General features: G+C 60.4%; 9 protein-coding genes. 1 reads left to right on the top strand and 8 read right to left on the bottom strand.

Going from position 1 to position 10,882, the window contains the following annotated elements:
- Positions 1-194: 194 nt before the first annotated feature.
- Complete coding sequence (locus CKW29_RS20750) at positions 195-506, bottom strand: YqfO family protein (protein ID WP_095144867.1); 312 nt, start codon at positions 504-506, stop codon at positions 195-197.
- A gap of 5 nt (positions 507-511) precedes the next feature.
- Positions 512-4,408, bottom strand: coding sequence for a phosphoribosylformylglycinamidine synthase (gene purL / locus CKW29_RS20745; RefSeq protein WP_095149018.1), 3,897 nt, complete (start codon positions 4,406-4,408; stop codon positions 512-514).
- Positions 4,409-4,694: 286 nt separating this feature from the next.
- Here purL and mltF point away from each other — a divergent pair, with 286 nt between their 5' ends.
- The gene (gene mltF, locus CKW29_RS20740) at positions 4,695-6,155 is read left to right on the top strand and encodes a membrane-bound lytic murein transglycosylase MltF (protein WP_095144869.1); all 1,461 of its coding nucleotides are present in this window, start codon (positions 4,695-4,697) and stop codon (positions 6,153-6,155) included.
- Positions 6,156-6,204: 49 nt separating this feature from the next.
- Here mltF and CKW29_RS26135 read toward each other — a convergent pair whose 3' ends face one another.
- The 6 genes from CKW29_RS26135 to rnc form a co-directional block, all read right to left on the bottom strand.
- Positions 6,205-6,771, bottom strand: coding sequence for an IS4 family transposase (locus CKW29_RS26135; RefSeq protein ID WP_256584927.1), 567 nt, complete (start codon positions 6,769-6,771; stop codon positions 6,205-6,207).
- Positions 6,735-7,358 (bottom strand): DUF4372 domain-containing protein, encoded by a 624-nt coding sequence (locus CKW29_RS26130; protein WP_256584926.1) that lies wholly within the window; start codon positions 7,356-7,358, stop codon positions 6,735-6,737. The genes CKW29_RS26135 and CKW29_RS26130 overlap by 37 nt, the downstream gene beginning before the upstream one ends.
- 122 nt (positions 7,359-7,480) lie before the next feature.
- Positions 7,481-8,227, bottom strand: coding sequence for a pyridoxine 5'-phosphate synthase (pdxJ, locus tag CKW29_RS20725; RefSeq protein WP_095149017.1), 747 nt, complete (start codon positions 8,225-8,227; stop codon positions 7,481-7,483).
- A 97-nt stretch (positions 8,228-8,324) separates the two neighbouring features.
- Positions 8,325-9,008 (bottom strand): DNA repair protein RecO, encoded by a 684-nt coding sequence (recO, locus tag CKW29_RS20720; protein WP_095149016.1) that lies wholly within the window; start codon positions 9,006-9,008, stop codon positions 8,325-8,327.
- A gap of 174 nt (positions 9,009-9,182) precedes the next feature.
- Positions 9,183-10,085 (bottom strand): GTPase Era, encoded by a 903-nt coding sequence (gene era / locus CKW29_RS20715; RefSeq protein WP_095077626.1) that lies wholly within the window; start codon positions 10,083-10,085, stop codon positions 9,183-9,185.
- A complete protein-coding gene (rnc, locus tag CKW29_RS20710; protein ID WP_095077627.1) occupies positions 10,078-10,767 on the bottom strand; it encodes a ribonuclease III in 690 nt (229 codons plus the stop codon). The genes era and rnc overlap by 8 nt, the downstream gene beginning before the upstream one ends.
- Positions 10,768-10,882: the final 115 nt, after the last annotated feature.

Here is a 10,882-nt window from a genome sequence, read left to right as displayed (position 1 = left end):
GGTCACCCGCGACACCCTTGCCTCTGGCTAACACTTCCCCTTGCCGGGTGTGTAGAGGACTTGCACCTCCAAGTCACCAGCGTGGCCACCATAGCCAAACTGGTTGCGCTTACGCGCAACGCGCCATACCTGGCGCACGCAATAAAAAACCCGCTGACGAATCAGCGGGTTTCTCATTTCAGCGGCCAGGACGATCAGAAATCCTCCAACCGCCACACCTCATACGCCGGTGTCTCGTAGGGATGGCTCTGTTTCAAAGCCATCACCACCGAGCGAATCAACTCATCGGCCACGACAAGCTCGACCTTCCATTCCTCAACCTGCTCGACCTGTCCGGCCTCGCCAATGAACGGCTGACTGCCATCCAACGGACGAAACTGACCCAAGCCGAGCACCTGCCACGCACAGTGGTCATAGTCACCGATTCGGCCGCCACCGGCGGCGAATACGGCACTTTTGACCTGTTCCACATGACTGGCCGGAACAAAAAAGGAAAGCTTGTACACAGCGCTTAGTTAACCCACACGCGAGCATTACGGAACATGCGCATCCACGGTGCATCTTCGTTCCACTCTTCCGAGCGCCACGAGTTCTGCACGGCGCGGAACACACGCTCCGGGTGCGGCATCATGATGGTCACGCGACCGTCACGGCTGGTGAGGCCGGTGATCCCGCGCGGCGAGCCGTTCGGGTTGGCCGGGTAGCTTTCGGTGACCTTGCCGTGGTTGTCGACGAAACGCATCGCCACGCAACCCGACAGATCGGCTTGCAGCAGTGCTTCTTCGCTTTCGAACTCGGCATGGCCTTCACCGTGGGCGATGGCGATTGGCATGCGCGAACCGGCCATGCCTTGCAGGAAGATCGAGTTCGACTCCTGCACCTGGACCATGGCCACGCGGGCTTCGAACTGCTCGGAACGGTTACGCACGAAGTGCGGCCAGAACTCGCTGCCCGGGATCAGTTCGTGCAGGTTGGACATCATCTGGCAACCGTTGCACACGCCGAGGGTGAAGCTGTCGTTACGCTCGAAGAAACCCTGGAACGCATCACGGGCACGGCTGTTGAACAGCGCCGACTTGGCCCAGCCTTCACCGGCACCGAGAACGTCGCCGTAGGAGAAACCACCACACGCCACCAGGCCCTTGAACTCGTTCAGATCGACACGGCCGGCCAGAATGTCGCTCATGTGCACGTCGATCGCGTTGAAACCGGCGCGGTCGAACGCGGCCGCCATTTCCACCTGACCATTGACGCCCTGCTCACGCAGCACGGCAACCTGTGGGCGAATGCCTTTCTTGATGTAAGGCGCGGCGATGTCCTGGTTGACGTCGTAGCTCAGCTTGACGCTCAGGCCCGGGTTGTCTTCTTCCAGCAGGACGTCGAACTCTTGATCGGCGCAGTCGGCGTTATCACGCAGGCGCTGGATCTGGTAGCTGGTCTCAGCCCATTGGCGCTGCAGCAGGCGACGCTGGCCTTCGAACACGGTGTCGCCGTTGAAGGTGATGCTGATCTCGCCGTTGTTCATCGGCTGACCGATCACCGACACGCAGTCGCCCAGGCCCGCAGCGCTGAATTGCGCGAGGATGTCCGGAGTGGAGTCCTGGCGAACCTGGATCACTGCACCCAGTTCTTCGTTGAACAGGATCGAAGCGATGTCGGCCGATGTTTCCGCCAGACCGTCGAGGTTCAGGCTCAGGCCGCAGTGGCCGGCGAAGGCCATCTCCACGGCGCTGGTCAACAGACCGCCGTCGGAACGGTCGTGGTAAGCCAGTAGGTGGCCGTCGGCGTTGAGGCCCTGGATCACCGCGAAGAAGGCTTTCAGGTCTTCGGCGTCATCGACGTCCGGAGCCTGGCTACCGAGCTTGCCGTGAACCTGGGCGAGGATCGAAGCGCCCATGCGGTTCTGGCCACGCCCCAGGTCGATCAGGATCAGGTCGGTGGTGCCCTTGTCCATGCGCAGTTGCGGGGTCAGGGTCTGGCGAATGTCCGTCACTGGCGCGAAACCGGTCACGATCAGCGACATCGGCGACGTCACGGTCTTGTCCACGCCTTCGTCGTTCCAGCGAGTGGCCATGGACATCGAGTCCTTGCCCACCGGAATGGTGATGCCCAGCTCAGGGCACAGTTCCATGCCGACCGCTTTGACGGTGTCGTACAGACGCGCGTCTTCGCCCGGGTGGCCGGCAGCCGACATCCAGTTCGCCGACAGCTTGATGTCGGAGAGCTTGCCGATGCGCGAGGCTGCAATGTTGGTCAGGGTTTCACCGATGGCCATGCGACCCGACGCCGGAGCGTCCAGCAGCGCCAGCGGAGTACGCTCGCCCATGGCCATGGCTTCACCGGTGTAGACGTCGAAGCTGGTGGCGGTGACGGCAACGTCGGCCACCGGAACCTGCCACGGGCCGACCATCTGGTCACGGGCCACGAGGCCGGTGATGGTGCGGTCGCCAATGGTGATCAGGAAGCTCTTGCTGGCCACGGCCGGGTGATGCAGCACGCGCTCGACACAGTCGGCGATGTTCAGGGTCGACGGATCGAAGTCGTCGCCCAGTTCGTTTTCACGAACCACCGAACGGTGCATGCGCGGGGCTTTGCCCAGCAGCACTTCGAGCGGCATGTCCACCGGGCTGTTGCCGAAGTGGCTGTCGGTGACCGTCAGTTGCGGCTCGGCAGTGGCTTCGCCGACCACGGCGAATGGGCAACGCTCACGCTCGCAGATCGCCTTGAAGCGCTCGAAGTCGGCAGGGCCGACCGCCAGAACGTAGCGTTCCTGGGATTCGTTACTCCAGATCTCGTGCGGGGCCATGCCCGGCTCGTCGTTTGGAATGTTGCGCAGTTCGAAACGGCCACCACGGTCGCCGTCGTTAACCAGTTCCGGGAAGGCGTTGGACAGGCCGCCGGCACCCACGTCGTGAATGAAACTGATCGGGTTGTGTTCACCCAACTGCCAGCAACGGTCGATGACTTCCTGGCAACGGCGTTCCATTTCCGGGTTCTCACGCTGTACCGAAGCGAAGTCCAGGTCAGCCGAGCTGGTGCCGGTGGCCATGGAGGAAGCTGCGCCGCCACCCAGGCCGATGAGCATCGCCGGGCCGCCCAGCACGATCAGCTTGGAACCAACGAGAATTTCGCCTTTCTTGACGTGCCCTTCACGGATGTTGCCCATACCGCCGGCCAGCATGATCGGCTTGTGGTAACCGCGAACTTCATCACCGTGCGGAGTGGTGATGGATTGTTCGAAGGTACGGAAGTAGCCGGTCAACGCCGGACGGCCGAATTCGTTGTTGAATGCAGCGCCGCCCAATGGGCCTTCGATCATGATGTCCAGCGCGGTGACGATGCGCTCGGGCTTGCCGTACGGCACTTCCCACGGCTGTTCGAAGCCCGGGATCTGAAGGTTGGACACGGTGAAACCGGTCAGGCCAGCCTTCGGCTTGGCACCGCGACCGGTGGCGCCTTCGTCGCGAATCTCGCCACCGGAACCGGTGGACGCGCCGGGGAACGGAGCAATCGCGGTCGGGTGGTTGTGGGTTTCGACTTTCATCAGGATGTGCACCGGTTCCTGCACCGCGCCGTACTGGCGGGTTTCAGGATCCGGGAAGAAACGGCCGGCGACGCTGCCGACGATGACCGAAGCATTGTCCTTATAAGCCGACAGAACGCCTTCGCTGTGCATCACGTAGGTGTTCTTGATCATGCCGAACAGGCTTTTTTCCTGGCTCTCGCCGTCGATGTCCCAACTGGCGTTGAAGATCTTGTGACGGCAATGCTCGGAGTTCGCCTGGGCAAACATCATCAGTTCGATGTCGTGCGGGTTGCGCTTCAAGCCGATGAAAGCGTTGACCAGATAGTCAATCTCGTCTTCAGCCAGGGCCAGGCCCAGTTCGACGTTGGCAGTTTCCAGCGCGGCGCGACCGCCACCCAGTACGTCGATCGCCGTCAACGGCTTGGGTTCGGCGTGACTGAACAGGCCGGCAGCCTGCTCCAGGTTTTCCAGGACGATCTGGGTCATGCGGTCGTGCAGTGCATCAGCAACAAGCTGGGCCTGTACGTCGGTGAACTCACCGGTGACGTAGAAAGCGATGCCGCGCTCCAGGCGCTGGATTTTCCCCAGGCCACAGTTGCGGGCAATGTCGCTGGCCTTGCTCGACCATGGCGAGATGGTGCCGAAACGTGGCAACACCAGGAACAGGCGACCGGTCGGCTCTTGTACTGGAACGCTGGGGCCGTACTTCAGAAGGCGCGCAAGCACCTGCTGTTCGTCGCCGGTCAGGACGCCGGTAACTTCGGCGAAGTGAGCGAATTCAGCATACAGGCCACTGACAGCCGGGACCTTCTGGCTCAGTTGCTCAAGGAGTTTGCTGTGGCGAAAGGCAGAAAGGGCAGGAGCGCCGCGCAGGATCAACATCTTCGGGACAGCCTCGGGAAGGGGTGTGCTTTGAGGCCGTGCATTCTAGCCTAAACCGTCCGCGACAGCACCCGAAACGCTACGCCCGATATCGTCCGAACGTCGGCCAGGGGTTTGAGGCCTATAACCAATGCTCATCAGCTCAAGTTCAAAGGGTTATTTCAGCCCCCCTGATAAGCCCTCAATGCCCGTTCTTGAGGGCTTTGCTCGAGTTTCCGGGCCTCTAGCAGACAAGCCCTGTGCTGTCGAGATATGGCGGCCGTGGTCCTTTGCGTATACTGCGCAGATGTTTTCCCCAATGGTCTTACGTCCGCGATACGCCAAATGGCTCATCGCAACCGGACTCTTCCTGATGCTCGGCGGCTGTGTTGATAAACCCAACACCCTGGAGCGCGTAAAGGAGGATGGTGTGCTGCGCGTGGTGACGCGTAACAGCCCGGCCACCTACTTCCAGGATCGCAACGGTGAAACCGGCTTCGAATACGAGCTGGTGAAGCGCTTCGCCGACGATCTGGGGGTTGAGCTGAAGATCGAAACCGCCGACAACCTTGACGATCTGTTTGATCAGGTGGGCAAGCCTAACGGCCCGGTACTCGCTGCTGCCGGTCTGGTCAGCAGCGAGAAACGCAAGGCACAGGTCAGGTTTTCCCACTCGTATCTGGAAGTCACCCCACAGATCATCTACCGCAACGGCCAGTCACGCCCTACTAATCCGGCGGATCTGGTGGGCAAGAAGATCATGGCGCTCAAGGGCAGCACCCACGCCGAGCAATTGGCAGCGCTGAAACAGAAAAACCCCAGAATTGAATACGAAGAGTCTGACGCCGTTGAGGTCGTAGACCTACTGCGCATGGTGGACGACGGTCAGATCGATCTGACACTGGTCGATTCCAACGAAGTGGCCATGAACCAGGTGTACTTCCCTAACGTCCGGGTGGCGTTCGACCTGGGCGACGCCAGCAACCAGAGCTGGGCCGTGGCCGCCGGCGACGACAACAGCCTGCTCAACGAGATCAACACCTACCTCGACAAGGTGCAGAAAAACGGCACCCTGCAACGCCTCAAGGATCGCTATTACGGGCATGTCGACGTACTCGGCTATATGGGTGCCACCACCTTCGCCCAGCACCTGCAACAACGGCTGCCCAAGTACGAACAGCACTTCAAGATGTACGCCAAGAAAGAGAAAGTCGACTGGCGCCTGCTGGCGGCGATCGGTTATCAGGAATCGCTGTGGCAACCGACCGTCACCTCCAAGACCGGGGTGCGCGGCCTGATGATGCTGACCCAGAACACCGCGCAGGCCATGGGCGTGTCCAATCGCCTGGACGCCAGGCAAAGCATCATGGGCGGCGCCAAGTACCTAGCCTATATGAAAGATCAACTGGACGACTCGATCAAGGAGCCGGACCGCACCTGGTTTGCCCTGGCCGCGTACAACGTGGGCAGCGGCCACCTGGATGACGCACGCAAGCTGGCGGCCAAGGAAGGGTTGAACCCCAACAAGTGGCTGGACGTGAAAAAGATCCTGCCGCGCCTGTCGCAGAAGCAGTGGTACAGCAAGACGCGGTATGGCTACGCCCGTGGCGGCGAGCCGGTGCATTTCGTGGCGAACATCCGCCGCTACTACGACATCCTGACGTGGGTCACACAGCCGCAGCTAGAGGGTGACCAGATTGCCGAAGGCAACCTGCATGTACCGGGCATCGACAAGACCAAGCCGCCGCAAGACAACTCGCCGCTTTGACACTGATCGATCCCACGCTCCCGCGTCACTAGTGTCCGGTAAACATGTGTCATAGCTGAAGGCTGCCTTGGGCAGCCTTCAGCTTTTCTCGCTCCTGCCTTCGTCGGTCTTTGAATTCTTGGGTAGCAGGCCGTTCATGCAGGACATGAGCGATGCGAACCGTCAGTTCAAATAACGAGCCGGGAAACCCTGAGCGGCGCTGGAAAAGGTGCAACAGCAGGTAGCTGATCAAGGCACTGTAGATCTGTAGGCGCACGGCGTTTTCGGAGAAGGCATAGAAGCGTTTGAGTTTCAGATGTTGCTTGATCCACTTGAAAAACAGCTCGATTTTCCAACGATCTTTGTACAAATCAGCGATTTCTTCAGCGGTTCTCGCGAAGTCGTTGGTCACCAGGATCAGCGGCGTTGCATGCCCCTCGCGTGCAACCACGACACGCCTTACCGGCTCTTCCCAGTAGTCATTCAGACGTTTGCCGCCTAGGTGCTTTTTGCCGAACCGTATGACTTCATCGGTCATGACCACGCTGTGCTCAGCCACATTTGAGTGCTCGTGCAGCACCTTGATATTGGCGTTTTTCTTCAACCGGGTAACGAACAGAGCCCCCTTGGTTTGCAACTGGTGCCACCAGTTGTAATCGCAGTAGCCCTTATGCCGGCCTGAATCGGCATGTCCAACGCGTCACTCAGGTCGTTGACGTTGGCGTGAGTAATGTTCACGTAGACCGGGGCCAACTGCGCCAGATCCAGCCCTACATGCACTTTGAGACCTTGTGTAATGCGGGTTTTCGTCGCGGCAGTCCAATCATCGAAGTGAGGTCCGCGCAAGGTAATGGACGTGGAGTCAATTAAGCTGACCATGGCGCCGACTGCCTTGCGCTGCTGGTGACTGACGCCGCGTAACAGGAGTTCGCAAAGGTCCTGAAACGGCCGGTAGTCACGCTTGTTCAAGGCATCCGACAGTGTCGAGCGAGCAATGGGACCGGCCTGCAGATGGTAGCTATGCGCAGCCAGAGTCTCGGAGAAAGTCGCCAGGGACCGCAGGCTCAAGGCTTGGGTCAGATGGCCGCTGATCAATGTCACCAACAATTGCCAGGACGTACAGCGTTTGACGTAACGATCAGCCTGATGCGTTTCGGTGGATTGCTGGAAGAACAGGCGCGGGATCGCACTGAGTAGTTGGGCTAAACGGGTGCTGGAAAACATGAGTCAAAATCGAGTCTGAAAGATCCGATTATGACCGAAGGCCGCCAAGAGCAAGGGGGAGCAAGCTCCCCCTTCGGTTTTTACCGGACACTAGTGACGCTCCCGCGTGGGAACGATCTACCTCAGGCTTTTGCCGCGGCTGCCAGAATCAACGCTTTCATTTCCGATACCGCCGACTTGAACCCGACGAACAGGGCATGCGCCACCAGCGCGTGGCCGATGTTCAGCTCATTGATGCCCTTGATGGCGGCGACCGCTTCAACGTTGTGATAATGCAAGCCGTGGCCAGCATTGACGATCAGGCCCTGAGCCAGGCCGCAGGCCACACCGTCGGCGACGCGCTGCAACTCTTCAGCAACTTCGGTGGGCGTCTGCGCATCGGCGTAGCGACCGGTATGCAACTCGATGGCCGGGGCGCCGACGCGTTTCGACGCCTCGATCTGACGCTCATCGGCGTCAATGAACAGCGACACTTCACAGCCGATTTTCGCCAGGCGCTCCACCGCCGCCTTGATCCGGGCTTCCTGTCCTGCGACATCCAGGCCGCCTTCGGTGGTCAGTTCCTGGCGGGTTTCCGGGACCAGGCAAATGTGCGCCGGACGAATGCGCTCGGCGAACGCCATCATTTCCTCGGTGACGCCCATTTCGAAGTTCATGCGGGTTTGCAGCACGTCCTTGAGCAGCAGCACGTCGCGCTCCTGGATGTGCCGGCGATCTTCGCGCAAATGCACGGTGATGCCGTCAGCCCCCGCCTCTTCCGCATCCAGCGCCGCCTTCACGGGATCAGGGTAGCGGGTGCCCCGGGCCTGACGCAGGGTGGCAACGTGGTCGATGTTCACGCCAAGAAGAATGCGGGTGCTGGTGGTCACGGAAGCGCTCCAGAAGAAGAGAAAGTTCGGTGCACAGCATACACGGGGATACCGGGTCTGTTGACGCCAGGTGAAGGCCAGCCGGCAACAACCGCCCCTACGGTTTGCGAAACAGCTCGCGACTGACCAGCGGCCGACCGCCCAGATGGACGGCCAGTGCCTGGCGCATCAGGCGCTTGGCGGCAGGCAATGCACCCGGCGCGCTCCAGTCAGCCTCAGCCATAGCCAACAATTCGGCGCCGTTGAACAGACCGGGCTGCAGCAGGTAGACCCGCTCAAGCCCGGCGTCCACCTTCAGACGGTACATACCATCGACTTCGATGGGAGCCTGGTGAATATCCCTGTTCAGCGCAAAGCCGTACCCCAGGTCATCCAGCAACCGCCATTCGAATGAACGCAGCAAGGGCTCCAGCGGACGCCCTTCGGCGAGGGCCAGCAAGGTCGCCGCGTAGTGATCGAATACCGCGGGATGGGGATCTTCGGAGGGCAGCAAGCGGATCAGCAGCTCGTTGAGGTACAGGCCACTGAACAGCGCCTCGCCATTGAGCCAGGTGGAAACGCCTGCGCTTTCCATGCGGCCAACGTTCTTCAGCTCGCCCCTCCCCCGGAACTCGACCTCCAGGGGCACGAACGGTCGCGCCAAGGTCCCCGCCTTACCACGCGCACTGCGCAACACCGCCCGCAGCCGGCCTTGCGGCGTGAGGAAGTCCACCAGCGCGCTGCTTTCACGATAGGCCCGAGAGTGCAGGACATAGGCGGGTTGGCTGAGGGGCTGGGACATGGAAATCGGAGTTCTCAATGAGGAAACGCAGTTTTACAAACAACCCAAAACCAAAGTGGGAGCGGGCTTGCTCGCGATGGCGGACTCACATTCAACATCTTCATTGAATGTTACATCCTCATCGCGGGCAAGCCCGCTCCCACAGGGGGTTCTGCTGTGTATCAGGAACCGGATTTACAGGTCGCCATAACCCAGCGAACGCAGGGCGCGCTCATCGTCGGACCAGCCGCCCTTCACCTTGACCCACAGGTTGAGCATGATCTTGGAGTCAAACAGCAGCTCCATGTCCTTGCGCGCTTCGGTGCCGATGCGCTTGATGCGCTCGCCCTTGTCGCCAATGATGATTTTCTTCTGGCCGTCACGCTCAACGAGGATCAAGGCATGGATATGCAGGGTTTTGCCCTGCTGCTTGAACTCTTCGATTTCCACGGTGATCTGGTACGGCAGCTCGGCGCCCATCTGGCGCATGATTTTCTCGCGCACCAGTTCGGCGGCAAGGAAACGACTGCTGCGGTCGGTGATCTGGTCTTCCGGGAAGAAGTGATCGTTTTCCGGCAAGTGCCCGGAAATGACCCGCTCCAGCGCATCGAGGTTATGCCCGTGCTGGGCCGAAATCGGGATGATCTGTGCATTCGGCAGCTGTTCCTGCAACCAGCTCAGGTGCGGCATCAACTCGGCTTTGTCTTCGATGCGGTCGGTCTTGTTCAGCGCCACGATCAAGGGACCGGTCACGTACTGGACACGCTCGAGGACCATCTGGTCTTCTTCGGTCCACTTGGTGCGATCCACCACGAAGATCACCACGTCGACGTCTTTCAACGCCGCCGAAGCGGTCTTGTTCATGTAGCGGTTCAGGGCCTTTTCGCCGCCTTTGTGCATACCGGGGGTGTCGACGTAGATCGCCTGGACGGCGCCTTCGGTCTTGATCCCGAGCATGTTGTGGCGGGTGGTTTGCGGCTTGCGCGAGGTGATGGCCAGCTTCTGGCCCAGAATGTGGTTCAGCAGCGTGGACTTGCCCACGTTCGGGCGGCCGACGATGGCGACATAGCCACAGCGAGTTGCAGTTGAATCAGTCATGGCCATTCTCCACGCCCAGGGCTATCAGTGCTGCGGCGGCCGCTACCTGTTCGGCAATACGACGACTCACACCCTGACCTCGGCTTTTTTCATTCAGTAAGGTGATTTCACATTCGACGAAGAACGTCCGGCAATGCGGCTCACCCTGGATATCCACCACTTCGTAACGCGGCAGCTCACAGGCACGCGACTGCAAGAACTCTTGCAGGCGGGTCTTTGGATCTTTGTTGGTGTCGACCAGTGTCAGGCTCTCGAACTCGGACGTCAGCCAGGCCAGCACGCGTTCGCGCGCCATATCCATGCCGGCGTCCAGGTAGATCGCACCGATCAGCGCCTCAAGGGCATCGGCGAGGATCGATTCGCGGCGGAAACCACCGCTCTTCAACTCGCCGGAACCCAGGCGCAGGTACTCGCCCAGGTCGAAACCGCGCGCCAGCACCGCCAGCGTCTCACCCTTCACCAGGCGCGCGCGCAAACGCGACAACTGGCCTTCACGGGCCAACGGGAAGCGGTCGAACAGCGCCTCACCGGCGACGAAATTGAGGATGGCGTCGCCGAGAAATTCCAGGCGTTCGTTGTTACGCCCGGCAAAGCTGCGGTGAGTGAGGGCCAGGATCATCAGTTCCTGATCCTTGAAGGTATAACCGAGCTGACGCTCGAGACGACTTAAAGAGACGCTCACGGTTTACCCACGCTGAGTTCGTGGTCGACTTCCTTCAAAGCGTAGCTGCGAAGGCCTGGGACAATTAACGCTGTGTTCAAAAATTACATCCTGAGTATCGTTGTCAGCACGCTGG

Source organism: Pseudomonas sp. Irchel s3a18 (genome assembly GCF_900187535.1).
Classification (GTDB): Bacteria; Pseudomonadota; Gammaproteobacteria; order Pseudomonadales; family Pseudomonadaceae; genus Aquipseudomonas.
This window is presented reverse-complemented; position numbering and strand designations above follow the sequence as displayed.

Coding starts and splice junctions, on each gene's coding strand:
- mltF (WP_095144869.1), top strand. CDS start 4,695: ATGTTTTCCCCAATGGTCTTACGTCCGCGATACGCCAAATGGCTCATC.
- recO (WP_095149016.1), bottom strand. CDS start 9,008: ATGTCCCAGCCCCTCAGCCAACCCGCCTATGTCCTGCACTCTCGGGCC.
- era (WP_095077626.1), bottom strand. CDS start 10,085: ATGACTGATTCAACTGCAACTCGCTGTGGCTATGTCGCCATCGTCGGC.
- purL (WP_095149018.1), bottom strand. CDS start 4,408: ATGTTGATCCTGCGCGGCGCTCCTGCCCTTTCTGCCTTTCGCCACAGC.
- CKW29_RS26130 (WP_256584926.1), bottom strand. CDS start 7,358: ATGTTTTCCAGCACCCGTTTAGCCCAACTACTCAGTGCGATCCCGCGC.